26 protein-coding genes are annotated in these 22,045 nt (G+C 61.3%); 14 read left to right on the top strand and 12 right to left on the bottom strand.

What is annotated here, in order from left to right; translation table 11 throughout:
- Window positions 1–55 precede the first annotated feature (55 nt).
- Window positions 56–670, top strand: coding sequence for a LysE family translocator (locus tag L4923_RS08180; RefSeq protein WP_239363443.1), 615 nt, complete (start codon window positions 56–58; stop codon window positions 668–670).
- A 109-nt stretch (window positions 671–779) separates the two neighbouring features.
- Here the strand turns inward: L4923_RS08180 and L4923_RS08175 are convergent, their stop codons facing one another.
- Window positions 780–1,721 (bottom strand): nucleoside hydrolase, encoded by a 942-nt coding sequence (locus L4923_RS08175; protein ID WP_239363441.1) that lies wholly within the window; start codon window positions 1,719–1,721, stop codon window positions 780–782.
- 130 nt (window positions 1,722–1,851) lie between these two features.
- Here L4923_RS08175 and L4923_RS08170 point away from each other — a divergent pair, with 130 nt between their 5' ends.
- The gene (locus L4923_RS08170; RefSeq protein ID WP_239363439.1) at window positions 1,852–2,277 is read left to right on the top strand and encodes an Hsp20 family protein; all 426 of its coding nucleotides are present in this window, start codon (window positions 1,852–1,854) and stop codon (window positions 2,275–2,277) included.
- Between the two features lie 63 nt (window positions 2,278–2,340).
- Window positions 2,341–2,598 carry a BQ00720 family protein gene (locus L4923_RS08165; RefSeq protein ID WP_054309700.1) on the top strand — a complete coding sequence of 86 codons (258 nt, stop codon included), beginning with the start codon at window positions 2,341–2,343 and terminating at the stop codon, window positions 2,596–2,598.
- Between the two features lie 69 nt (window positions 2,599–2,667).
- Here the strand turns inward: L4923_RS08165 and ptsN are convergent, their stop codons facing one another.
- From ptsN to lptC, 6 genes are all read right to left on the bottom strand, one after another.
- Window positions 2,668–3,132: a PTS IIA-like nitrogen regulatory protein PtsN gene (ptsN, locus tag L4923_RS08160; RefSeq protein WP_129413289.1), complete on the bottom strand. Its 465-nt coding sequence runs from the start codon at window positions 3,130–3,132 to the stop codon at window positions 2,668–2,670.
- Between the two features lie 59 nt (window positions 3,133–3,191).
- The gene (gene hpf, locus L4923_RS08155) at window positions 3,192–3,776 is read right to left on the bottom strand and encodes a ribosome hibernation-promoting factor, HPF/YfiA family (protein ID WP_239363436.1); all 585 of its coding nucleotides are present in this window, start codon (window positions 3,774–3,776) and stop codon (window positions 3,192–3,194) included.
- A gap of 266 nt (window positions 3,777–4,042) precedes the next feature.
- Window positions 4,043–5,566, bottom strand: a complete 1,524-nt coding sequence (rpoN, locus tag L4923_RS08150; RefSeq protein WP_239363434.1) for an RNA polymerase factor sigma-54 — start codon at window positions 5,564–5,566, stop codon at window positions 4,043–4,045.
- 174 nt (window positions 5,567–5,740) lie between these two features.
- Window positions 5,741–6,535 carry an LPS export ABC transporter ATP-binding protein gene (lptB, locus tag L4923_RS08145; protein WP_239363432.1) on the bottom strand — a complete coding sequence of 265 codons (795 nt, stop codon included), beginning with the start codon at window positions 6,533–6,535 and terminating at the stop codon, window positions 5,741–5,743.
- An 11-nt stretch (window positions 6,536–6,546) separates the two neighbouring features.
- A complete protein-coding gene (locus L4923_RS08140) occupies window positions 6,547–7,137 on the bottom strand; it encodes an LptA/OstA family protein (RefSeq protein WP_425530917.1) in 591 nt (196 codons plus the stop codon).
- The gene (lptC, locus tag L4923_RS08135) at window positions 7,124–7,846 is read right to left on the bottom strand and encodes an LPS export ABC transporter periplasmic protein LptC (RefSeq protein WP_239363430.1); all 723 of its coding nucleotides are present in this window, start codon (window positions 7,844–7,846) and stop codon (window positions 7,124–7,126) included. Before lptC ends, L4923_RS08140 begins: the two co-directional genes overlap by 14 nt.
- Before the next feature lie 342 nt (window positions 7,847–8,188).
- Between lptC and sppA the strand changes: the two genes are divergently transcribed.
- The 4 genes from sppA to lhpI all read left to right on the top strand — a co-directional run bounded on the left by sppA (window position 8,189) and on the right by lhpI (window position 10,907).
- On the top strand, window positions 8,189–9,139 hold the full coding sequence (sppA, locus tag L4923_RS08130; RefSeq protein WP_239363426.1) for a signal peptide peptidase SppA: 951 nt from the start codon (window positions 8,189–8,191) through the stop codon (window positions 9,137–9,139).
- 81 nt (window positions 9,140–9,220) lie between these two features.
- Complete coding sequence (locus tag L4923_RS08125; protein ID WP_101939189.1) at window positions 9,221–9,505, top strand: integration host factor subunit beta; 285 nt, start codon at window positions 9,221–9,223, stop codon at window positions 9,503–9,505.
- A gap of 76 nt (window positions 9,506–9,581) precedes the next feature.
- Complete coding sequence (locus tag L4923_RS08120) at window positions 9,582–9,914, top strand: DUF1049 domain-containing protein (RefSeq protein ID WP_239363424.1); 333 nt, start codon at window positions 9,582–9,584, stop codon at window positions 9,912–9,914.
- A 27-nt stretch (window positions 9,915–9,941) separates the two neighbouring features.
- Window positions 9,942–10,907, top strand: coding sequence for a bifunctional Delta(1)-pyrroline-2-carboxylate/Delta(1)-piperideine-2-carboxylate reductase (gene lhpI / locus L4923_RS08115; RefSeq protein ID WP_239363422.1), 966 nt, complete (start codon window positions 9,942–9,944; stop codon window positions 10,905–10,907).
- A 120-nt stretch (window positions 10,908–11,027) separates the two neighbouring features.
- Here lhpI and L4923_RS08110 read toward each other — a convergent pair whose 3' ends face one another.
- Window positions 11,028–11,408, bottom strand: coding sequence for a VOC family protein (locus tag L4923_RS08110; protein ID WP_239363419.1), 381 nt, complete (start codon window positions 11,406–11,408; stop codon window positions 11,028–11,030).
- A 66-nt stretch (window positions 11,409–11,474) separates the two neighbouring features.
- A complete protein-coding gene (locus tag L4923_RS08105) occupies window positions 11,475–12,164 on the bottom strand; it encodes a helix-turn-helix transcriptional regulator (protein WP_239363417.1) in 690 nt (229 codons plus the stop codon).
- Window positions 12,165–12,312: 148 nt separating this feature from the next.
- Here L4923_RS08105 and L4923_RS08100 point away from each other — a divergent pair, with 148 nt between their 5' ends.
- The 4 genes from L4923_RS08100 (at window position 12,313) to acuI (ending at window position 15,927) form a co-directional block, all read left to right on the top strand.
- A complete protein-coding gene (locus tag L4923_RS08100) occupies window positions 12,313–13,473 on the top strand; it encodes an RsmD family RNA methyltransferase (RefSeq protein WP_239363415.1) in 1,161 nt (386 codons plus the stop codon).
- Window positions 13,474–13,531: 58 nt separating this feature from the next.
- A complete protein-coding gene (locus L4923_RS08095) occupies window positions 13,532–14,383 on the top strand; it encodes a TrmH family RNA methyltransferase (protein ID WP_239363412.1) in 852 nt (283 codons plus the stop codon).
- Window positions 14,380–14,853 carry a signal peptidase II gene (gene lspA, locus L4923_RS08090; protein ID WP_239363734.1) on the top strand — a complete coding sequence of 158 codons (474 nt, stop codon included), beginning with the start codon at window positions 14,380–14,382 and terminating at the stop codon, window positions 14,851–14,853. Before L4923_RS08095 ends, lspA begins: the two co-directional genes overlap by 4 nt.
- An 84-nt stretch (window positions 14,854–14,937) precedes the next feature.
- Window positions 14,938–15,927 carry an acrylyl-CoA reductase (NADPH) gene (acuI, locus tag L4923_RS08085; RefSeq protein ID WP_239363409.1) on the top strand — a complete coding sequence of 330 codons (990 nt, stop codon included), beginning with the start codon at window positions 14,938–14,940 and terminating at the stop codon, window positions 15,925–15,927.
- 15 nt (window positions 15,928–15,942) lie between these two features.
- Here acuI and L4923_RS08080 read toward each other — a convergent pair whose 3' ends face one another.
- On the bottom strand, window positions 15,943–16,422 hold the full coding sequence (locus L4923_RS08080) for an NIPSNAP family protein (RefSeq protein WP_239363406.1): 480 nt from the start codon (window positions 16,420–16,422) through the stop codon (window positions 15,943–15,945).
- 84 nt (window positions 16,423–16,506) lie between these two features.
- Window positions 16,507–17,400: a LysR family transcriptional regulator gene (locus tag L4923_RS08075; RefSeq protein ID WP_239363403.1), complete on the bottom strand. Its 894-nt coding sequence runs from the start codon at window positions 17,398–17,400 to the stop codon at window positions 16,507–16,509.
- 196 nt (window positions 17,401–17,596) lie between these two features.
- On the opposite strand from L4923_RS08075, the gene L4923_RS08070 reads away from it, so the two are divergent.
- The 3 genes from L4923_RS08070 (at window position 17,597) to L4923_RS31070 (ending at window position 21,299) form a co-directional block, all read left to right on the top strand.
- Window positions 17,597–19,879 carry a hybrid sensor histidine kinase/response regulator gene (locus tag L4923_RS08070; RefSeq protein ID WP_239363402.1) on the top strand — a complete coding sequence of 761 codons (2,283 nt, stop codon included), beginning with the start codon at window positions 17,597–17,599 and terminating at the stop codon, window positions 19,877–19,879.
- Between the two features lie 216 nt (window positions 19,880–20,095).
- Window positions 20,096–20,917, top strand: a complete 822-nt coding sequence (olsB, locus tag L4923_RS08065; RefSeq protein ID WP_425530922.1) for a l-ornithine N(alpha)-acyltransferase — start codon at window positions 20,096–20,098, stop codon at window positions 20,915–20,917.
- A gap of 253 nt (window positions 20,918–21,170) precedes the next feature.
- Window positions 21,171–21,299 carry a hypothetical protein gene (locus L4923_RS31070; RefSeq protein WP_343302809.1) on the top strand — a complete coding sequence of 43 codons (129 nt, stop codon included), beginning with the start codon at window positions 21,171–21,173 and terminating at the stop codon, window positions 21,297–21,299.
- 16 nt (window positions 21,300–21,315) lie between these two features.
- Here L4923_RS31070 and L4923_RS08055 read toward each other — a convergent pair whose 3' ends face one another.
- Window positions 21,316–21,948 carry a trimeric intracellular cation channel family protein gene (locus L4923_RS08055; RefSeq protein WP_239363400.1) on the bottom strand — a complete coding sequence of 211 codons (633 nt, stop codon included), beginning with the start codon at window positions 21,946–21,948 and terminating at the stop codon, window positions 21,316–21,318.
- Window positions 21,949–22,045 lie beyond the last annotated feature (97 nt).

The raw sequence follows: 22,045 nt of genomic DNA, 5'->3' as shown, positions 1-22,045 counted from the left end.
CGGCGTGCATTGATCCCGGACGCCGGCTCAGCCCGGTGTAATTGGGAGATCGTCCATGTCGCCTTCGCTTTATGCCGCCTATGTCGTGGCCTGTATCGTCATCGTCCTCGTGCCGGGACCGACGGTGACATTGATCATCGCCAATTCGATCCGCCATGGCACGCGTGCCGGTCTGGCCAACGTAGCGGGTACGCAGATTGGCCTTGCGATCACCATCGGTGTCGTCGCCGTCGGCCTGACCTCGCTGATAGCCGGCATGGGTCACTGGTTCGAATGGGTTCGCCTGCTGGGTGCCGCCTATCTCATCTGGATGGGCATCCAGATGTTCCGCAACAAGGGCAGCCTGAACCCGGACGGCTCGGTCAGGAAACCTCGCGGTGGCTTCGTGCTGCAGGGCGTGCTGGTCGCCATCAGCAATCCCAAGACGCTGGTGTTCTTTGGCGCCTTCTTCCCGCAGTTCATCGACCCGGCTGGCAATTTTTCGTTGCAGATGACGGTGATGGGCCTCACCGCCCTAGCCTTCGCTGCCGTTTCCGACAGCTGCTATGCGCTTGCCGCGGGCAGCGCCGGGCGCATGCTCTCCGCACACCGCATCCGGCTGCTGTCCAAAATCAGCGGTGGTTTCCTGGTCGGCGGAGGGCTGTGGCTGGCCTTCTCACGGGCGAGATAGTGTAGGTCCCTCCCCGCAAAGGGTGCGCCAGGCTGGATGAGGGGCAGCGTCAGCAATCCCTCACCCGCCACGAGTATTTTCTCCTCCTGGGCGGAGGAGAAGAAAAACGTCACAACCGCCCCAACCTTTCCGTCAGAAGCATGAAGAATCCGTCCGCGTCGATGTCGCGCATGACGGTCGCGTTCTTTGCCCGGTCGGTAACGCCCCACCAGTCGATCACCGTCATGCCCATGGTGAGATCCGAAGCGGTCTCGACGCTGACGTTGCAGTGACGGCCCTTGAACAGTTCGGGCTTCAGCAGATAGGCAATGACACAAGGGTCATGCAGCGGCCCGCCGTCGGTGCCGTACTTCTCCTCGTCGAAACGCTCGAAGAAATCGAGCAACGCCGCGGTTGCATCGCCCACCTTCGAACCCATCCTGCGGAACGCTTCGACGCGCTTGGCCGTCGTCAGTGCTTTGTGGGTCACGTCGAGTGGCATCACCACGATCGGCACGCCGGAGCGGAACACCACATCGGCTGCGTGCGGGTCGACATAGATGTTGAACTCGGCTGCCGGTGTGACATTGCCGCCCTCGAAGAACCCACCACCCATGAGCACGATTTCCTTGATCCGTGGGGCGATCTTCGGCTCACGGATCAGTGCCAGCGCCACATTGGTAAGCGGGCCTAGCGGGCACAAGGTGACAGTGCCCGGCTCTTCGCGCATCAACGTCTCGACGATGAAATCGACGGCATGCTGCTCCCGCAGCGTCATTGTCGGTTCCGGCAGGTCCGGGCCATCGAGACCGGTCTTTCCGTGCACATGTTCGGCGGTAACCAGAGGTCTCACCAGAGGCCGGATCGCACCCGAAAACACCTTGACGTCACGGCGACCGGCGAGCTCGCAAATCTTGAGGGCGTTCTTTTCGGTGAGCTTCAGCGGTACGTTGCCAGCCACGGCGGTAATGCCGAGGACATCCAACTCAGGGCTCGCCAATGCCAGCAGTATGGCGACGGCATCGTCCTGGCCAGGATCGGTGTCGATGATGATCTTGCGTTTGTCGGGCATTTTGTGTCCTTGGTTGGCGGGCCTTTTGATGGCTTGAACTCGCCCGCGCGGCGGACCATATCAATGAAGACCGGGAAAATGCCAGTCGGGTTTTCACCGGTTCATGTCGCTCTTGGAGGACAGCAATACGATGAGTCGAATGACGCCCTTTTCCAGCCCGCTTCTTCTGGGCTTCGATGCGATGGAAAAGACGCTGGAACGCCTGGCGAAGTCCGGGGACAGCTATCCGCCCTACAACATCGAACGGCTGCGGGGCAGCGAAGGCGCCGCCGAGAGGCTGCGCATCACCTTGGCTGTCGCCGGGTTCGCCGAAGAAGATCTCGACGTGACAACGGAAGAGAACCAGTTGGTCGTACGCGGACGCCAGACCGATGAGACCGAGCGCGAGTACCTCCACCGCGGCATCGCTGCCCGTCAGTTCCAGCGTTGCTTCGTGCTGGCCGACGGAATGCGTGTGCTGGCGGCGGAGCTGAAGAACGGCCTTCTATCGATCGACTTGGATCGGCCGGAAGCCGAGAGGCTGGTACGGAAAATAAATATATCGGTGAAAGACTGACTTTGCCGATGGCTCTCACGCGCGGTGGCCCTGGACAGGCACCCCGCTGAAAGGAGGCTTGAAATGCCTAGAACTATCGAAAGACTGACCATGACCAACAGTGAACTCGCCCATCTCGGCGAAGGCTCTGTCGCCTATTTGAGAAAAGTGTCGAGCGATGATCTTCGCGGCCGTTTTCCTGGCCTCGAAGAAATCCAGCCCGGCATGGAACTGTGGGCGCTGTTTGCCGCCAATGGCCAGCCGATCCTGTTGTCGGACGCCCGCGACCGTGCGCTTGCCGGCGCGATGGAGAATGACCTGACCACCGTCGCCATCCACTGACGGCGGTCACCTGTCTGAAACGAAAAAGGGCGGCATTTGCCGCCCACGAAGCTTTAATTTTCCAATATCTCAGGCTGCGTGCGAAGCCGGCGCCTGCGAAAGCAGGGCCAGGATGGCATTGGCGTCGCGCGTGCCGCGGATCTTGGCGACGGTGTCTGCATCGCGCAGCAGCCGCGCGATGCGCGACAGCGCCTTGAGATGGTCGGCACCAGCGCCTTCCGGAGCCAACAGCAGAAACACCAGGTCGACCGGCTGATCGTCGAGCGATTCGAAATCGACAGGCGTCTCCAGACGCGCAAACACGCCGGCGATACGCTTCACTCCGGGAAGTTTGCCGTGCGGAATGGCGATACCGTTGCCGACGCCGGTAGAGCCCAGACGCTCGCGCTGCAGAATGATATCGAAAACCTCGCGCTCCGGAATGCCGGAGATCGTGGCGGCGCGCTCGGCCAGCAGTTGCAACAACTGCTTCTTCGAGTTCGCCTTCAACGCCGGCATGATTGCCGAAACGTCGATCAGATCACTCAGATCCATGCTGAAAAATCCTTTTTCGCCCACCACCTTTGGCCATGCCGGAGCATGGCCGAAGGTCGTTATCCCTGTGCGACCTTTGTCGTCGAAGGGTCGATCCAGCCAATATTTCCGTCCGGCCGGCGGTAGACGATGTTAAGATGGTCGTTTCCGGCATTGCGGAAAACGAAGACAGGACTGTCTTTGGTATCAAGTTCGATCACCGCGGAGGCGACCGACATGGTTTTCAGCACCATGGTCGATTCCGCGACAATGGCGGGGGCGTAATTCTCCGGGATTTCCTCGTCGTCATCGGCGAGCGGCGCCATCACTGTGTAGGCGATGTCGGTAGCCACACCGTTGCCCGCGCCCGAGGCGTGGGACTTCAGGCGGCGCTTGTACCGGCGCAGTCGGGTCTCCAGCCGGTCCGCCGCCGCTTCGAAAGCGGCCGTCGGCTCCTGGGCATCTCCGGTTGCCTGCAGCGCGGTGCCCGAATCCAGACGGATCATACAATCGGCCGTGTAGCGCGAACCGGCTTTCACCACCGTCACATGCCCGGCAAAGCCGCGGTCGAAATATTTTTCGATGGCTTCCCCGATCCGATCATTGATGCGTGTACGAAACGCATCGCCGATGTCCATGTGTTTCCCCGAAATGCGCAGCGTCATTTGTAAACTGACCTTTCCTGCTCAGGCTTCACACTGTCTGGAGTTTATACCTGTGGTCCGCGCAGACAAGCTTCGCGGCACCTTCCACGCCCGATTTTGTAACCGAACCTTATCGCTGGCCATTGGACCGTTCCTTGACCGCCCCCAGGTCAACTTCACAACGGACCGACCACTGCCGGGCAACAGCCCGTCTCATGCGGGCGGGCTTCTAGCCAACTCCCCGGCGCTTGTCAACGAAACGAAAAACTGTGGAAATCCGCGGCTTCTCAACGGCCGGCGCCGGAGAGCGCGCGTTTTTCGCGCCGCCGCTGCACCGAGGACGGAATGTTCATTGCTTCCCGATACTTGGCAACCGTGCGGCGCGCGACATCCACTCCGTCCCCCTTCAACAGGTCGACAATCGTGTCATCGGAGAGCACGTCTTCCACCTTCTCTTCCTCGATCAACTGGCGAATGCGATCACGCACCGCTTCCGAGGAATGTGCCGCCCCGCCATCGGCTGCGGCGATCGAGGCCGTGAAGAAATAGCGCAGCTCGAACACGCCGCGCGGCGTGAGCATGTATTTGTTGGCCGTCACACGGCTGACGGTTGATTCATGCATGCCGATGGCATCTGCCACCGTCTTCAGGTTGAGCGGCCGCAAGTGGCGCACGCCGTGGACAAGAAAAGCGTCCTGCTGGCGTACGATCTCGGAAGCCACCTTAAGGATGGTCTTGGCGCGCTGATCCAAGCTGCGCGTGAGCCAATTGGCGTTCTGCAGGCACTCGGAGAGGAAATCTTTTTCGCCCTGGTTCCTGGCCTGCCCGAGCACCCTGGCGAAATAGACCTGATCGACCAGCACCCGGGGAAGCGCATCGGCATTGAGCTCGACCGCCCAACTGCCGTCCGCGGCCGGCCGCACCTCGACGTCGGCGACGATGGCATCACTGGCACCGCTCGAAAAGACGAGGCCCGGCCGCGGGTCCAGCGCCCGGATCTCTGCCAGCATGTCGACGAGGTCTTCCTCATCGACGCCGCATAGCCGCTTCAGCGCCTGGAAATCGCGCTTGGCCAGAAGCTCGAGATTGGCAACCAGCACCTTCATTGCCGGATCAAGGCGGTTACGCGCAGCAAGCTGCAAGGAAAGGCATTCGGCGAGACTGGAAGCAAAAAGCCCAGCAGGCTCGAAACCGCGACAACTTGCCAGCACCCGTTCGACGGAGGCCAGATCGGTGCCGAGGCGATCTGCAATTTCTCCGGTATCGGCGCTCAAATACCCGGCCTCATCCAGCCCATCGGCCAATTCCGCCGCGATCAAGCGGTCGCCGGCATCGACGAAGCTGAAGGCGATCTGCTCGCCGACATGGTCGCGCAATGTGACGGCCGCCGCTGCCATGTCCTCCATGTCGAAGCCTTCGGAAGCGCCCGAGCCGTTGCCTGGTGCAGACTTCCATTGCTGCGAAAGATCGGGACCAACCCGTTCGTTCACCCCGGGGTCGTCCGGAAACAGGTTTTCGAGCGAGGAATCGAGCTTTTCCGATATCGCCTCTGCGCTCCAGGCAGTCTCCGCTTCAAACCATTCGTCGGCGTTCGACGGTTTTCGGCTGCCTTCTTCTTGCAATACCGGTTCACCGGGAGCATCCGGCTGTGGATCGGCCCGCTCCAGAAGAGGATTACGCTCGATCTCCTCGTCGATGAAGCGGTCGAGCTCGACATGGGTGAGCTGCAACAGCCGGATCGACTGCATCAGTTGCGGCGTCATCACCAGCGACTGGGACTGTCTTAGCTGTAATTTGGCCGCGAGTGCCATGTTCCGGGTGCAAAATCCTTATCTGGTGGGTTGGCGCCACTCACGCTATCAAATGGCCCGGCTTTTGCTTGTCAAGGCAATGAGCCTTAACATCCCGCGTTTAGCGGAGCGTTACCGCGCCGCGCATCGTCCTTGGTGCAAAGAACCTGCAGGCGCAACGCGGCAGCGCTGGAGTTAGAGCGTGAAGGCTTCGCCCAGGTAGAGCCGCCGCACGTCCGGATTTGCAACGATCTCTTCCGCCCGGCCGTGGGTCAGCACTTCGCCGGCATGGATGATATAGGCGCGATCGATCAAACCCAGCGTCTCGCGCACATTGTGGTCGGTGATCAGGACACCGATGCCACGCGCTGTCAGATGGCGAACAAGCTGCTGGATGTCGGCCACCGCGATCGGGTCGATGCCTGCAAAAGGTTCGTCGAGCAACATGTATGCCGGGCGGCTGGCCAGCGCGCGCGCGATCTCGAGACGCCGCCGCTCACCACCCGACAGAGCCATGGAGGGCGCCTTGCGCAGATGGGTGATGTGGAACTCCTCCAGCAACGCGTCGAGTTCGCGCTCACGCGTCTTGCGGCTCTTTTCCACGACCTCCAGAACCGCACGGATATTCTGTTCGACATTGAGACCGCGGAAGATGGAGGCTTCCTGCGGCAGATAGCCGATACCAAGACGCGCCCGGCGGTACATCGGCATCGAGGTGACGTCGTAACCGTCGATCTCGATCGTACCCTCGTCGACTGGGACCAGTCCCGTTACCATGTAGAAGCACGTGGTCTTGCCGGCGCCGTTGGGACCGAGCAAGCCAACCGCCTCACCCGCGCGAACACCCAACGAGACGCCGTTCACGACGCGCCTGCCCTTGTAGCTTTTGGACAAGCCACGAGCCATCAGCGTGCCCTTGAGTTTCACCTTCTCGCCACCCGCAATGGCAGGCGCTGCCGGCTTGGCGTCGGATCGTTTCAGCAACTGCATCGCACTTCCGGTTAGGGTTTCTTGGCCGAATCCGGAGAAATCGACATCATGACGCGACCGGAACCGCCCTTGCTGCAGCCATCGACATTGGCAAGGCCCGACTTCATCTGCACGGTCAGCTTGCAGCCCGTGAGAATGTTGTCTCCCTGGCTCAGCACCACCTTGGAGCCGGTCAGGACCAAGACCTGGCTCTTCATGTCGAAGGTACCACGATCGCCGGTAGCGACCTGGTCATCGGATTTGAGATAAACGGTGCCATCGACTTCGAGATGGTCGATGTTGGTCGAGCCGCCAAGTGCGGGGCCAGCCATGGCCGCACTCTTGGAGCCATCCTTGCCAGCGGCTTGATCCTTCAGATAGTAGACTTTCAAAATACCTGCCTTCAGCAGGGTCGGCCCCTGAACGACACTGACGTTGCCGGTGAAAATGGCAAGGTTTTCGTCCTGCCGCACCTCCAGCTTGTCGCTCTCGATCTGGATCGGCTTGTCGCCGGAAAGCTTCAAGCCCGACATGTTGGTCTGGGTCGACTGCGCGAAAGCCGGGACGGCAGTGGCCGCAAGGAACACCCCAACCGCAAGCCACTTCATCTTATTGGGCCGCATTCGGCTCTCCGCTCTTGTCGCTGGCCGTCTTCAGCGCGCCAGGCTCCAGGTTGACTCGCACCCGCTTCTCAAAAACCAGCACCTTGCCGCCGTCCTCGACCGACATGGAGTCGGATTGGATATGCGAGCCGCGCGTGACGATGTCGACCGGGTCGTTCGTCTTCATATTGCCTTTCGCCATATCAAGGAAGGCCGATTTCAACTTCACCACCATTCCACTGGTGGTGGTCATTGTAATGTCCTTGGCCAACTCCAGCGTGTTGGCGTCGCGGTTGTAGACACCCTGGCTCGCACCGACCGTCGCCGACGTATCCTTGTCCAGCGGCAGCTTGGCATCGATGCCCTCCAGCCCGATGATGCTCTCCTTGGAGACGTCCTGGATCGCTCTCAACGCCTTCATCGAATAGGGAAGATTCTGCTTGGTGAAACCCTCCAGCTTCGGATTTGCCATCACCAGCTTGCCGTTGGAGAAAGCACTGCCGTCAGCCTGCACAGGCACCGCGGGCGGCGTCTTGAGGTAGGAGTAGACCGGAAAGGCAATTGCGATGATGGCGGCTAGGGTCGGCAAGGCCAGCTTGAGGAACCGCACCCGGCGCGAATGCCGTTGGGCATTGTCGAATGCAACCGCGCGCTCGGACGGAATCTCGCCGCGCTTCGGCGCGACAACAATATCGTCCTTACCCTCCGGGTCGGTCGTTCGTGCCAACATGTAAACCTTCTGGTCCTTTGCCCGCCGAACCCGCGCTTTATTTGGTGCGGGTTTGCGCCCAAGCAAGCGCATGCGAAGAAAAATCGCAAAAATATGACTTATCCCCTGAAGCGCCGATAAATCGCCAAGGGGCTATAAGACTAGCACGGCCCCTTTTTCATAGCCATGCCTACATTTCGACTATGGTCCGCCCCTTTATTGCCGGATCGTTGGTAGGGAGTTGCTCGACTGCAGCGGGATGCTTGCTGCAATAATGTCGCGCAGCATGCGGGGTCGAAAGCGGTAGCCCCGAATGGGACGTTGGATTAAAAGCGTCTGCCTGTGCCCCAAAATGAGGCTGATATGACCTTGAGAGCCGACGACCTGATCGACCGCCGCCGCCTGCGGCGCAAGTTGACCTTCTGGCGCATCGCCGCCATTGCCGTCCTACTGTTCGGACTGGCCGCATTGTCGGCCTGGTACTATGGCGGCGGTGAAGGGACCGGCGTCGATCATATTGCGAAGATCAAGATCGAAGGCACCATCACACAGGACGACGAATTGATCCGCCGCATCGAAGCGGTGCGCAAGGCGCCACACGTCAAAGGTGTGATTGTGCTTGTCAATTCGCCGGGCGGCACCACGGTTGGCGGCGAAACCATCTACGATGCCGTGCGCAAGCTTGCGGCAGAGAAGCCTGTTGTAACCGAGGTCGGCACCCTGGCTGCGTCTGCAGGATACATGATCGCGAGCGCGTCCGACTACATCGTGGCTCATCAGACCTCGATCGTCGGCTCGATCGGCGTGCTGATCCAGTATCCGGACGTGACCGGACTGATGGACAAGATCGGTGTCAAGCTGGAAGAAGTGAAATCTTCGCCGCTCAAGGCATCGCCCTCGCCGTTCGCGCCGACCACCGAAGAAGCCCGTGCCATGGTGCGCAAGCTGATTATGGACAGCTATGATTGGTTCGTCGACATCGTTGCCGAGCGCCGCAAGCTGCCCCGACCGCAGGCCTTGGCGCTGGCCGACGGCTCGATCTTCACGGGGCGCCAGGCTGTCGCCAACAAGCTGATCGACGCGTTGGGCGGCGAACAGGAGGCTGTGAAGTGGCTCGGCACCAAGGGTGTCGACGAAAAACTGAAGGTCGTCGAGTGGAAAAGCACCGAACGCGACAGTCTCTTCCTGCCCAATGCGATGGTCCGTCAGATCGGTCGCGCACTCGGGCTGCCGGTAGAGAGCGAAGAGGTGCTGCGCGAGATCGGTGCCGACCGCTTGTTCCTTGACGGTCTCGTTTCGGTCTGGCACCCTTGATCTGGCGTGGGGCATAAGTCAAAAAGCGAATAAAATCATCCGCATAAAATTGGCCGCCGCGCCTTTACGGGGACCGTCCGCATGATCAAGTCCGAACTCGTCCAAATCATTGCCACCCGCAATCCGCATCTGTTCCTGCGCGACGTTGAAAACATCGTCGGCGCGGTCTTCGACGAAATCACCGACGCGCTCGCCGACGGCAACCGGGTGGAGTTGCGCGGCTTCGGGGCCTTCTCCGTCAAGAACCGCCCTGCCCGCACAGGCCGCAACCCCCGCACAGGCGAGTCGGTGGAGGTCGAGGAAAAGTGGGTACCGTTCTTCAAGACCGGCAAGGAGTTGCGTGAAAGGCTGAACGGCGACAAATAAGGCGATTGCAGTCGCCTAAGCCGCCATGCCGGCCTCCAGGCGGATGGCCGCAACCAGCCTTTCGACTGGAGACGCCATGTTCAACCGCTTCGCCGTCATCATCATCTTTGTTCCGCTGGCCATCTTGCTGATTGCGCTGGCTGTAGCGAACCGTGAGTTGGTGGCCTTCACGCTTGACCCGTTCAATCCCGGCAATCCCGCGCTGACGCTCACCTTGCCGCTGTTCGTCATGCTGTTCCTGGCGCTCGCCATCGGCATCCTCGTCGGCTCGTTTGCGACGTGGTTGCGTCAGGGCCGCTACCGCAAGCTCGCGCGCCAGCGCGGGGTCGAGGCGGAGAACTTGCGTCAGGCGATCGCGCGCACGCCTTCCGCCGGCCAGGGACCGACGCTGCCCAAGCCCACCGCCTGACCGTCTTTCATAGAATGGAGCCGATCAATGCTGACCATCTCGGCCGCCGAGGTTGATCGCGCGCTGACCTTTTCCGGTCTGGTCGAAACGCTCCGCACCGCTTTCCGCGAGGGCGCAGTACAGCCGGTACGCCACCACCATACGATCGAACGGCCCGACAGTGCCGCCTCTACGTTGCTGTTGATGCCGGCATGGACTGATCTCAATGCTGCCGGGACTTCGAAAGATGGCCACATCGGCGTCAAGATTGTCACCGTGTCACCCGACAACAACGCCATCGGCAAGCCTGCTGTGATGGGGCTCTACCTGCTCCTGGACGGCAAGACCGGCGAACCGGAGGCATTGATCGACGGCCAGCGCCTGACGCAATGGCGTACCGCCTGCGCTTCGGCACTCGCCGCCTCCTATCTGGCGCGGGAAGATGCATCGCGGCTGCTGGTGATCGGCGCTGGCGCCCTATCGCCTTTCCTGGCCAAGGCACATTCGGCGGTACGTCCGATCACATCGATCAAGATCTGGAATCGCACGCCCGTCAATGCGGAAAAGGTCGCTGCCGCTCTTCGCGCCGAAGGTTTGCCGGCTGAAGCGGCTGCGGATCTCGACGTCGAATTGGCAGAGGCTGACATCGTCTCCTCCGCCACCATTTCCAATGAGCCGCTGGTGAAGGGCGCTCTGGTCAAACCAGGAGCTCATATCGACCTGGTCGGGGGGTTCACGCCGACCATGCGTGAAGCCGACGACGCAGCCATCACCCGCGCCCGTGTCTATGTCGACACCCGTGCCGGCGCCACCAAGGAGGCCGGAGATATCGTCCAACCACTTGCTTCCGGCGTGCTCAAGCTTGGTGCCATCATCGCAGACCTGCACGAGCTGGCGCGTGGCCAGAAGAAGGGTCGTGAACGCGCTCAAGAAGTCACCCTGTTCAAGTCGGTCGGCGCAGCTCTGGAGGACCTTGCGGCCGGGATTGCGGTCTACAAAGCTCTGAAATCCTGATCCGCGATCACGGTTGTCGACCCGTTTCCGGCTTATAGGTCGCGCCCTTGCCCTGATTCACCTGCATGAAGCCTTCCGCGCGGCCATGCTCGACCGAGGCCACCGCGAGCCAGCATCGCGTCATGGCTGGCCCGCGTCATTCAACCAATAGACGCGCAGCCTGTGCTTGTCGGGGTCGAGCGCCACGAAGGTGCGACCGAAATCCATATCGGTCGGAGTTTGCAGGATCGAGAGGCCGCGAGCTGCCCAATCCATATGCGTAGCGTCGACGGCACCGGGCGTTTGGAGCTGGAAGACGATCTCCCCACCTCCCCCGGAGACAGCGGCGGCGGGCTGAACCGTATGCCGCGACCACAACCCGAGCTTGAAGCCATTGTCTAGCACGAACAACACGAAGGTCGGTGAGGATTCCACAGGCTCGCGATTGAAAAGCGCCTGATAAAACTTCCCGCTTGCCTGCGGCTGGTCGACATAAAGAATGACGAAGTCGGGGCTTTGCATGGTTGCTCTCCGTGTTGCGATGGAGAGACCGTAGTCCGAAGCACTGTCAGATTCTGGCAGCAGCAATCAACGTTGCGGTGCATCCTCCAATGTCATGCGCCATTGTTTGAGCAGCGCCTGACGCCGCTTGGGATAACGCAGGCCGGTGGCATCCAGCCGCGCGATGCGGTCTGTGCGAAAATGCCGGAAATCCTGCCGCATCTCGCACCACGCCACCATCACCCGTACCTTGTCGAAGAAGCCGAGCGCGAAAGGCCACACGATACGCTCGCTGTCGGAACCACCAGCATCGCTGTAGGTTATGGCAAGTTTCTGCTCGTCACGGATCGCCTGGCGCACGGCGGCCAGTTCGATGCCTTCGCTGGCTCCCGTACGTGGTCCGACGAGAAGCGTCGACGCATCGAGATCTTCGCGCAGATCGTCTGGCAGCACGGCAGCGATCTTGGCAAGCGCATCGGCAGCCGCCTTGGACAGCCGGTTGTCGGGCTGCTTGGCAACCCAGCGCGAACCGAGCACGATGGCCTCGATCTCCTCGTCGGTGAACATCAGTGGCGGCAGCATGAAGCCGGGTCTCAGCACATAACCCAACCCCGCCTCTCCTTCGATCGGCGCGCCTTGTCCTTGTAGCGTGGCGATATCGCGGTAGAGCGTGCGGATCGACACGCCGAGTTCGCTTGCCAAAGCGCGGGCGCTGACCGGCAGGCGATGGCGGCGCAAGGTCTGGACGAGATCAAGCAGGCGTTCGGAGCGCGACATGGGACGCTTATAGCGCGCGTGCCGTTCCCGTGCCCTTGAATTTGTCGGTGCCGTCATTCGCGCTCCGCCAACTTTGCTTCGCTGGTCCTCCATGTTGCGCGGTTGCAGCCCCTATGCCAAAAGCAGCGCGAAACGCGGAGCGTCCTTCTTGAAATTCACGCGCGACAAACGCCGGGACAAATCAGGCCGCCGAGACGGCGGCACCCAGCCGCCGCGCGCTCAGGACGGAGGCCGCAACAAGCGGCCCGAGCGCAAGGTCGAGCATCGTCAAGAGAAGCCGGCACCCCGGCCAGAGCCGAAGGCCGAGCGTCGGGAAAATCATACGCCCCGGCCGAGCGAACAAAGAAACGAAGCCCACAGCGAGGCCAGAAGCGAAACCGCGCAGCGCGTGCTGAGGCGCCGTGAAGGCATCCTGCCGGCCGAGAAGCTGCCATTGATCCTCGAAGTCGCGCCCAATGCCGATTATGCACTGCTGGACAGCGGCAACGGCCAGAAGCTGGAGCAATATGGCCCTTACCGCATCGTGCGGCCGGAGGGGCAGGCGATCTGGCAACCGGCGCTGCCAGCCAAGGACTGGGATCGGGCCGACGCTATCTTTACAGGCGACACCGACGAGGAAGGCATGGGTCGTTGGCGTTTCCCGGGCCAGCCGCTCGGCGAAACCTGGCCGATGAAACATGACGGCATCGATTATCTCGGCCGCTTCACCTCGTTCCGCCATGTCGGCGTCTTTCCCGAGCAGGCCTCGCACTGGGATCACATGGCCGGGCTGATCGAGAACAGCAAACGCCCGGTCAAGGTGTTGAACCTGTTCGGCTATACCGGCCTTGCCTCGCTTGTGGCTGCGCGCGCCGGTGCCGAGGTCACCCATGTCGATGCCTCCAAGAAAGCCATCGGCTGGGCGCGCGAAAACCAGGAGATGGCCAGTCTTGCCAACAAGCCGATCCGCTGGATCGTCGAGGATGCGATGAAATTCGCCGAGCGTGAGGAACGCCGCGGCAGCCGCTACGATATCATCCTGTTCGATCCACCAGCCTATGGTCGCGGACCAAAAGGTGAAGTCTGGCAATTGTTCGAACATCTACCGGCACTCACGGACATCTGTCGTTCTATCCTGACGCCGAAGCCGCTGGCTGTGGTCTTGACCGCCTATTCGATCCGGTCCTCCTTTTTCGCCATCCATGCCCTGATGCGCGATACCTTCGCAGGCATGGGCGGACGCGTGGAATCGGGTGAGCTGATCATCCGCGAACAGTCGGCTGGACGGGCGCTGTCCACTTCCCTCTTCTCGCGTTGGGTCTCCGCATGATCCCGAAAAGTGGAAGCCGGTTTTCGGACAGGATCGTGCGGAAACAAAAGAGCCGAAAATGACGGAACATGAAAACCGCCGTGCCGTTGGCCAGGTCAAGGAGGTCACCAGCCTGGCCAATCCGCTGGTGAAGGACATCAAGGCTTTGGCGCTGAAGAAATTCCGCGACAGCCAGAACGCCTTTATGGCCGAAGGCCTGAAGCTGATCATCGATGCCCTCGACCTCGGCTGGCAGATCAAGACGCTGGTCTTCGCCAAGGCAGGACGCGGCAACCAGGCCGTTGAAAAAGTCGCAGCCCGTACTGTGGCCGCTGGCGGCACCGTGCTCGAAGTCTCCGAGAAGGTGCTGTCCGCCATAACCCGTCGCGACAATCCGCAGATGGTGGTCGGAGTATTCTCGCAGAAATATAGGACGCTGAAGGACGTCCGCCCGAAAAACGGCGATGTCTGGGTGGCGCTCGACCGCGTGCGCGATCCGGGCAATCTGGGCACCGTGCTGCGCACCGTCGATGCCGTCGGCGCCAAAGGCGTCATCCTGATTGGCGACACCACCGACCCGTTCTCGCTGGAAACCGTGCGCGCCACCATGGGCTCGGTTTTCGCAGTACCGGTCGCCAAGGCGACGCCGGATGCTTTCCTGTCCTGGCGCAAGAGCTTTCCAGGGCTCGTGGTCGGCACACATCTCAAAGGCGCTGTCGACTATCGCTCGGTCGATTTTTCGAACCGGCCGGTGCTGCTCCTAATGGGCAACGAACAGCAGGGCCTGCCGGACGATCTCGCGAACAGTTGCGACAAACTTCTGCGCATCCCGCAAGCCGGACGCGCGGATTCTCTGAACCTCGCGGTCGCCACCGGCGTCATGCTGTTCGAAATCCGCCGCAGCGCGCTCACGCTGGAGGACCGACCCTGAAATCGCTGACGCCTTATGCCCTGCTGACCATCGTCGCCATCGCACTCGACCAATGGATCAAGCAGTGGGTCGAAACCGGCCTGCCCCTCCAGGAGAAGATCGATCTCCTGCCCTTCCTGGCGCTTTTCCGCACCTACAACACCGGCATTGCCTTCTCGATGTTTTCATCGTTGGGCGACACTGGCCTGATAGCGATTGCAGCGGTAGTGGTTGTTTTTGTGCTCTATCTGGCGCTGAAAACCCCACCGCACCAGGTGCTCGCCCGAATCGGCTTCGCGCTGATCGTCGGCGGCGCCGTCGGCAATGTCATCGACCGCACCGTCTACGGTCACGTCATCGACTACATCTTGTTCCATACGCCGGTCTGGTCATTTGCCATCTTCAACCTGGCTGATGCCTTCATTTCGGTGGGCGCCGCCGCCGTCGTGCTCGACGAATTCCTTTCCTGGCGGCGGCAACCGCGACCTTAGGAAGTCCAGCAGAAGTGCGCGGCGGTTGACCGCGCCTGTTTTCGAACTAGCCTGATCCCCTCATCCAGGATCGAGGAGCAGCCAGTGCCGGACACTTTCAAAGCCATTCTGGTCTCTCGCGATGAGGACAAGAAGCAGTCTGTCACGATCACCGAGCTGACCGAGGCCGACCTGATGGAAGGCGATGTCACCGTTGCGGTCGAGGCCACGACGGTGAATTACAAGGATGGATTGGCCATCACCGGCAAAGCGCCCGTGGTGCGCCGCTGGCCGCTGGTGCCCGGCATCGATTTCGCCGGTACGGTGCTTTCCTCCGACCATGTCGACTGGCGCAAGGGCGACCGGGTCATCCTGAATGGCTGGGGCGTGGGCGAGACCCATTACGGTGCCTATGCGGAACGCGCCCGTGTGAAGGGCGACTGGCTGGTGCCGTTGCCGGAAGGCATGTCGGCGCATGATGCCATGGCCGTCGGCACCGCCGGCTATACGGCAATGCTCTCGGTGATGGCGCTGGAGCGTCACGGCATCGTGCCGCAGCGTGGACCGGTGATCGTGACTGGTGCAGCCGGCGGCGTCGGTTCCGTCGCCGTCGCGATCCTGTCGAAACTCGGCTATCACGTCATCGCCTCGACAGGACGCCCCTCGCAAGAGACTTATCTGCGCGATCTAGGCGCAGCCGAAATCATCGCCCGCGACGAACTGACCGGACCGGCAAAACCGCTGGCAAAGGAACGCTGGGCCGGCGGTGTCGACGCTGTCGGTTCGACCACGCTTGCCAATGTCCTGTCGATGACCGCCTATGGCGGTGCCATTGCCGCCTGCGGGCTGGCTGGAGGCATGGACCTGCCCTCGTCCGTCGCTCCCTTCATCCTGCGCGGCGTGTCGCTTCTCGGCATCGATTCCGTGATGGCGCCGAAGGACGTGCGGCTAGAAGCTTGGCGACGCATCGGCCGCGACCTCGACCTGACGAAACTCAAGGCGCTTTCCACCACCATCGGTTTCGACGGCATCATTGCCGCCGCTACCGACATCGTGGACGGCAAGATCCGCGGGCGTGTCGTCGTCGATATGTGAGGTGACAAGGCGTTATCAGATCACCGCGGAATAGTCGGTCGGACGCAGCACGCGTTCGGTTATCTGGCCGACCATATCGCCGGATTCAGCCGCGGTTTTCTCCTTGATCTCGGACCATTCGCTGTCGGCCATGAACTTCTCCCAGGCCGCGGTCATTGTCTGCTCGTCCGGCCAGCGAAGCATGTAGACGAACTCGGTTCGCCCTAGTGTCTGCGTCTCCCATAGCGCCACGAAGTCGAAGCCATATCTTTTCATGATACGGATGGCGTGGTCGCGGAAGCGGGCATGAAAAGCCGCCTTGTTTGTTTCGAATATCTCATAGACGCGCAATTGGTGGATCACTCGTATGTCTCCTTTCTGCTTTTCAGCCAAGGCAGGAGCGATCGTCGGCCATGCCGCCACGAGTACAGTTGCCAATATCTCCCGGCGATTGAGGGATAATGTGGAGCCTGTCTCGGCTCGTCCACCGTGTGACGGCTTTTCGCCAATGCTCATGGTTCACCCCGCTCTGGCTTCATGAACAGAATGAGCAATCGAAGGCCGCAGGTAAAATATATTATATATTACCATTTGATATTTCTAAGATATCAAATGGCCTGACTGTCGGACGATCTCGAGAAATTGGTCTCTGGCGGGAATCGGCTTCGACGCGTCCCAGGCCGCGAGGACGTCCAGGAACCGCGCATCCTCCGCCCCGTCCGTCGATATTGGTCTAAAAACGATGCCGTCACGCAGTCCCTGCCTGATGGAGGCCGGGACGAGGGCGATACCGAGCCCGCCTGCGACCAGCCCGGCGATGGTTTCGATTTGCCTGGCCTCTTGCACGATGCGTGGCGAAAAGCCTGCTGCATTACAGAGTGCGATCATCTGATCGTAGAAACCCATGCCTTCGGAGCGCGGGGTTGCGATGAAATTGTCTTGTGCCAGAGCGGCGAGAGAGACTCGTTGGTTGCCAGCCTGAGCGTGACCATCCGGCAATGCCACCACAATCTCCTCGCGCGCAACGCGCTCGAAAACGAGTTCCGGAACGACGACACCCGGCCGTCGCATCAATCCAATATCGGCTGAACCCGCCTTCAGGGCAGCGATCTGCTCGGCCGTCGTTGCCTCCCGCAGCATCAATTCAACATCAGGCAGCCGGGAGCGGAAAACCTGCACCAGCTTGGGAAGGAAATTGAAATGCAGCGTGCCCACGAACACGACGCGCAAGCTGCCGCTCGTTCCCGACGCCACGCGCCTGGCCTGCTCAACACCCGCTTCGAGTGTCCCGAGAATGGCGCGCGCCGTATCCAGAAACGAGATGCCAGCGAGCGTCAAAGCCACGTTACGGTTGTTCCTTATGAACAGCGGCGCGCCAATTTCGGTCTCCAGTCGACGGATCGCCTGGCTGAGCGGGGGCTGAGCCATATGCAGCCGCTCCGCCGCACGATGGAAATGCAGTTCTTCGGCGACGGCGACGAACTGACGGAGCAAGCGAATCTCGATCATCGGCCAACGTTACATTGATTGCATGAGGTCTCCATATCTGGCGTTCGCACGATCTCGACCAGCGCAGCTAATCGGCCGCGTCCGGGTCGATCGCCACCACGGCTTCGAAACCCGCAAATTCGCTAAAATTCGAGCAGTTCGGGGCAGCCTTCCATAATTTATCTGTGACTAAGATAGCCACATGATTGGGGACAGGGCTGCAACGACGGTTGAAGTGGAACATCGCGCGGACCCGGCTGAGCCGGCAACGCGCCGCGTGTTGGACACGACGCCTCCACTGGTACCGACACTGGACAGGCGCGAACACGAGGGCCTGCCCTTCGCCATCTTCGTTGCGCTTGTTGTGCTTGCAGGTCTTTCGCATCTCACAGGTGCGCCACCTTTCATTGCCATCGGCATGCTGATCACCAGCCTGGCCGGTTTCGCCATGTTCATACGCGCAAGGCGCAGCGAGCGGGGCGTCGTCACCGTTCTCGATGACGCGACCACCCGCAGCCGCGCCGAAATCGAGAGCATGGCCGACCGCATGTGGGAGATGCAGGAGAGCGAGGAACGCTTTCGTGGCCTCATCGATGCGCTCGGTGACCTTGTAGTCCACCGCGACCGCGATGGCCGCATTGTCTACGCCAATCGGATTTTCGCCCAGCTGGTCGGACGCGATCAGCCCGACCTCGCCGGGATGACGCTGGCGGAACTCGGCATCGATATCGGCGTGGTTCCAGATGCCGCATTTTCCGAGGACGACTGCCTGAGTTCGACCGATGTCGCCATCCGTACACCACATGGCCCACGCTGGTTTTCGTGGATCGAGCTGTCGATGCGCGACAAGCACAGCACCGAGGTTTCGCACCGGGCGATCGCGCGTGACATCACAGCGCGCAAACAGGCCGAATCCTCGCTGATCAACGCACGTGAGCGCGCCGAATATGCCAGCCAGGCGAAATCGCGCTTCCTCGCCACCGTCAGCCACGAAATCCGAACGCCCATGAACGGCATTATGGGCATGGCCAAACTTTTAGCCGACACGCGGTTGACGCCTGAACAGCGCACTTATGTCGGCGCGGTTTCCACCTCCGCCAGCGCATTGCTCGCCCTGATCGAAGATCTGCTCGACTATTCCAAGATCGAGGCCGGCCGCTTCGCGCCCGAACCGCAGCCGATGTCGTTGCGTGAAATTGCCGACAACGTCGTGGAATTGCTGGCTGCGCGCGCATTCGCCAAAGGCATCGGCCTGGCCTGTCATGTCGAACCTGACGTACCGCAGATCGTCACCGCCGATCCCGGTCGTGTTCGGCAGGTGCTGCTCAATTTGATCGGCAACGCCGTTAAATTCACCGAAACAGGCGGCGTGCTAGTCAGCCTGTCGCGCAAGCGCAACGCTGAAGGCGATCGACTGGCTTTCTCGATCAACGATACCGGTCCAGGTCTCAGCGAGGCGGACATGGACCGCATCTTCGAGGATTTCGAACAGGCCGACGGCACTTCGACACGCAAGCATGGTGGCGCCGGGCTGGGACTGGCCATTTCCAGGCGACTGGCCGCGGCCATGAACGGTACGATCACTGTTTCCAGCGCGCCCGGCGAAGGCTCCGAATTCGTCTTCGAATTGCCGGCAAGGGAAGCGATCGAGGCGAATGACGACCGCACCGGCGTCCTGGCCGATCGTCGCGCCGTTATCGTGTCCGAAAACATCGTCGAGGCCGAGGCCATTGCCCGTACCGTCCGCGCACATGGCGGCCGCGCCGAAATAGTTGCCAATGCGGCCCAGGCGCTGCCCTTCGCAATGTTCTGCAATGTTCTGCTGATCGATGCGCGGCTCGAAGACAGCGATTGCCGGACCCTCAAGCGCCTGCGGCAATCCGGTTTCGCTGCTTGTGACGCGGTGACCTTGATCGCGCCGGCTGATCGCGGCGCTTTGGTCGAATTCCGCGCCGGCGGCTACGCGACATTCCTGGCACGACCCATTCGTGGCGAGACCCTGCTTCGGGTACTTCTGGCCGGCCAGGCCGCTGTCGGCGGGCCGCTGCCGGCCACAGCCCCCATGACGCCACCTCTTGCCGCGCCTCATCCTTCAGGCAGCCTTTCAGTGTTGATCGCCGAGGACAATGACATCAATGCCATGCTCGCGCGCGCCACGCTCCAGAGGGCAGGTCATCAGGTTGATGTCGTCAACAACGGGCGCGCCGCCGTCGAAGCCGTCGCCACCGAAAATCCATCCAAGCGGTACGACGTGGTGCTGATGGACCTGCACATGCCATTGATGGACGGCATGGACGCAATCGCGGCGATTCGCCGGCATGAGGAAGCTTCCGGTGTTGCGCCGATACCGATCATGGTGCTTTCGGCCGACAGCCAGGAAAGAACCCGTCATGCCGTGCTCGCCCACGGCGCCTCCGGTTTTGTCACCAAACCGCTTGATCCACAGGCGTTGATACATGCCGTGGAGGGCCAGGTCGCTGCCTGATCTCGCAATTTCCGTTCGTTAGATAAGCCGGCTAGACAGGGTTCGTTGCCGTCTTCCACTTGCTCCTCACATTGTATCACGGTACTGTCACAATCCTGTAGCACCTACATCGTATCCCGACGCCAAGAGGGATGGCTCGAAGGAGAATCACTCGTGCATACAGCGATGCCGCAAGGTGAGATGCAGGGGAACACCGGAGGCAGCGCGATCCAGAGGATGAGGACGATCGAGTCCATCACCGGCACCTTGGGCAAGATCGGCAGCCTTGAGGTGCGGCTGGCTCGCGACGAACTGGAAATCGCGGCCGCCCAGGAAATCCGTTACCGCGTCTTTTACGACGAGCTCGGTGCTCGCAAGAGCCGTCTGCAATCGCTCGAACGGCGGGACGCGGACCGCTTCGACCCGGTTTGCGATCATCTCCTCGTTTTCGACAACGCCCTGCCAGGTCCGGATCACCATCGTATCGTAGGCACTTACCGCCTGTTGCGCCAGGAGACCGCGATCAGTGCCGGTGGGTTCTATTCCGAGGATGAATTCGAGCTGAGGCGGCTGATCGCCAAGCACCCCGGCCAGCGTTTCCTGGAGCTCGGTCGCTCCTGCGTTTTGCCCGAATACCGCTCCAAGCGCACGATCGAAGCCTTGTGGCAGGGCCTATGGGCCTATTTCACCCATTACGACATTGGCGTTTTGACTGGTTGCGCCTCGTTCCACGGCACGGTGCCGGCACAGCACGCGGAGGCTCTGACCTATCTCGCGCATCATTGCCGCACGAGCCCGACCTGGGATATCCGTGCTAACGACGGACGCTACTGCACGATGGATCTGATGCCGATCGAGGCCGTCAACGCCAAGGCAGCAATCGCGGCGATGCCACCGCTGGTGAAGGGTTATCTGCGGGTCGGCGCGCGTATCGGTGACGGTTGTGTCATCGACCACGACTTCAAGACTGTCGATGTCTTCATCGTGCTGCCGGTGCGTGAGATTGGCGCCCGCTATGTGAATTATTACGGCGGCGAAGGGCAGCGTTTCGCCGCCTAGCGACGCGACGGCTGACGATTTCTCGGCTGTCTTCGAACGCCTGAGACAGGCGGCTCAGGGTTTACCCGAGATTGTCGGGACCACCTCCTACGGCACGCCGGCGCTGAAAGTCGGCAAGAAGCTGCTGACCCGCGTCAAGGACGCCAAAACGGCGGTGGTCATGTGTCCGCTCGAGTAAAAAGAGAGGCTGCTTCAAGCAGCACCGGAGATCTATTACGAAACCGACCACTACAAAGGCTGGCCGGCGCTGCTGATGCGCATGGACGTGATCTCCGAAGACGAGTTGCGCCATCGCCTGAAGCGGATCTGGCTGATGCAAGCCGGGAAGACCAAAGCAAAGACTTGGCTGCGCGAGCGGGAGACGCCTTCGGACAAGCGGTAGCTGGAGGCCACCGGGCTTACGGAATATCTTCCGGTCGCCGTCCCGGACGGCTTCGGTAAGGCTGAAACGACCAGCCAAACTTCAGCGCCCCGCCCCTTACGGCAAAGGCCGCGAACACTCCGCTCAGGTAGGATACAGGACCTGGTAAATGGAGAAGCTCGCAACCGGTATAGATACCGGCGCCAATGATCGCCGCCGTCACATAGATTTCCGGCCGTAGCAGCACGGAAGGTTCGCCGGCCAGCAGATCGCGCAGGATCCCCCCGAAGCAAGCCGTCAGCATGCCCATGATGATTGAGACGGCCGGCGAGCCGGTGATCGCCATGCCTTTCGCTGCCCCGATCACCGCGAAGACGGCAAGACCGATGGCGTCCAGCCACAGGAGCAGCTTGTAGCGCGATTCGACGCGATGTGCCCCGAAGAAGACCACGAGCGCCACCACCGTGCAGATCAGCACATAGTCGCGATTGGCGACCCAGAACACCGGCACGCCAAGAATGAGATCGCGGAAGGTGCCTCCACCGATACCGGTCACCGCCGCGAGAAAGATGAAACCGACGATGTCGAGCTGCTTGCGCGATGCAGCCAAAGCTCCGGTGGCCGCAAACACCGCGACACCGGCATAATCGATAAAGGTGATAGCGGACATCGAGGGCCTGAGGCTGGGGGCGGCAGTAGGCAGTGGGCAGCAGTAGGAACCTATATGCTGTGCAGAGCAAAAGCCAAGGGCGCCGCGGTTCTCACCC

Origin of the sequence: Terribium retamae, from assembly GCF_022347545.1 — a bacterium.
Taxonomy (GTDB): Bacteria; Pseudomonadota; Alphaproteobacteria; order Rhizobiales; family Rhizobiaceae; genus Mesorhizobium; species Mesorhizobium retamae.
The sequence above is the reverse complement of the archived record's forward strand: the minus strand, read 5'-3'. Positions and strand labels throughout refer to the sequence as shown.

Excerpts from the sequence above, each read along its gene's own strand:
- L4923_RS08180 (WP_239363443.1), top strand. The coding sequence starts at position 56 with ATGTCGCCTTCGCTTTATGCCGCCTATGTCGTGGCCTGTATCGTCATC.
- L4923_RS08175 (WP_239363441.1), bottom strand. The coding sequence starts at position 1,721 with ATGCCCGACAAACGCAAGATCATCATCGACACCGATCCTGGCCAGGAC.
- L4923_RS08170 (WP_239363439.1), top strand. The coding sequence starts at position 1,852 with ATGAGTCGAATGACGCCCTTTTCCAGCCCGCTTCTTCTGGGCTTCGAT.
- L4923_RS08165 (WP_054309700.1), top strand. The coding sequence starts at position 2,341 with ATGCCTAGAACTATCGAAAGACTGACCATGACCAACAGTGAACTCGCC.
- ptsN (WP_129413289.1), bottom strand. The coding sequence starts at position 3,132 with ATGGATCTGAGTGATCTGATCGACGTTTCGGCAATCATGCCGGCGTTG.
- hpf (WP_239363436.1), bottom strand. The coding sequence starts at position 3,776 with ATGACGCTGCGCATTTCGGGGAAACACATGGACATCGGCGATGCGTTT.
- rpoN (WP_239363434.1), bottom strand. The coding sequence starts at position 5,566 with ATGGCACTCGCGGCCAAATTACAGCTAAGACAGTCCCAGTCGCTGGTG.
- lptB (WP_239363432.1), bottom strand. The coding sequence starts at position 6,535 with ATGCAGTTGCTGAAACGATCCGACGCCAAGCCGGCAGCGCCTGCCATT.
- L4923_RS08140 (WP_425530917.1), bottom strand. The coding sequence starts at position 7,137 with ATGCGGCCCAATAAGATGAAGTGGCTTGCGGTTGGGGTGTTCCTTGCG.
- lptC (WP_239363430.1), bottom strand. The coding sequence starts at position 7,846 with ATGTTGGCACGAACGACCGACCCGGAGGGTAAGGACGATATTGTTGTC.
- sppA (WP_239363426.1), top strand. The coding sequence starts at position 8,189 with ATGACCTTGAGAGCCGACGACCTGATCGACCGCCGCCGCCTGCGGCGC.
- L4923_RS08125 (WP_101939189.1), top strand. The coding sequence starts at position 9,221 with ATGATCAAGTCCGAACTCGTCCAAATCATTGCCACCCGCAATCCGCAT.
- L4923_RS08120 (WP_239363424.1), top strand. The coding sequence starts at position 9,582 with ATGTTCAACCGCTTCGCCGTCATCATCATCTTTGTTCCGCTGGCCATC.
- lhpI (WP_239363422.1), top strand. The coding sequence starts at position 9,942 with ATGCTGACCATCTCGGCCGCCGAGGTTGATCGCGCGCTGACCTTTTCC.
- L4923_RS08110 (WP_239363419.1), bottom strand. The coding sequence starts at position 11,408 with ATGCAAAGCCCCGACTTCGTCATTCTTTATGTCGACCAGCCGCAGGCA.
- L4923_RS08105 (WP_239363417.1), bottom strand. The coding sequence starts at position 12,164 with ATGTCGCGCTCCGAACGCCTGCTTGATCTCGTCCAGACCTTGCGCCGC.
- L4923_RS08095 (WP_239363412.1), top strand. The coding sequence starts at position 13,532 with ATGACGGAACATGAAAACCGCCGTGCCGTTGGCCAGGTCAAGGAGGTC.
- L4923_RS08080 (WP_239363406.1), bottom strand. The coding sequence starts at position 16,422 with ATGAGCATTGGCGAAAAGCCGTCACACGGTGGACGAGCCGAGACAGGC.
- L4923_RS08070 (WP_239363402.1), top strand. The coding sequence starts at position 17,597 with ATGATTGGGGACAGGGCTGCAACGACGGTTGAAGTGGAACATCGCGCG.
- olsB (WP_425530922.1), top strand. The coding sequence starts at position 20,096 with ATGAGGACGATCGAGTCCATCACCGGCACCTTGGGCAAGATCGGCAGC.
- L4923_RS31070 (WP_343302809.1), top strand. The coding sequence starts at position 21,171 with ATGCGCATGGACGTGATCTCCGAAGACGAGTTGCGCCATCGCCTGAAG.
- L4923_RS08055 (WP_239363400.1), bottom strand. The coding sequence starts at position 21,948 with ATGTCCGCTATCACCTTTATCGATTATGCCGGTGTCGCGGTGTTTGCG.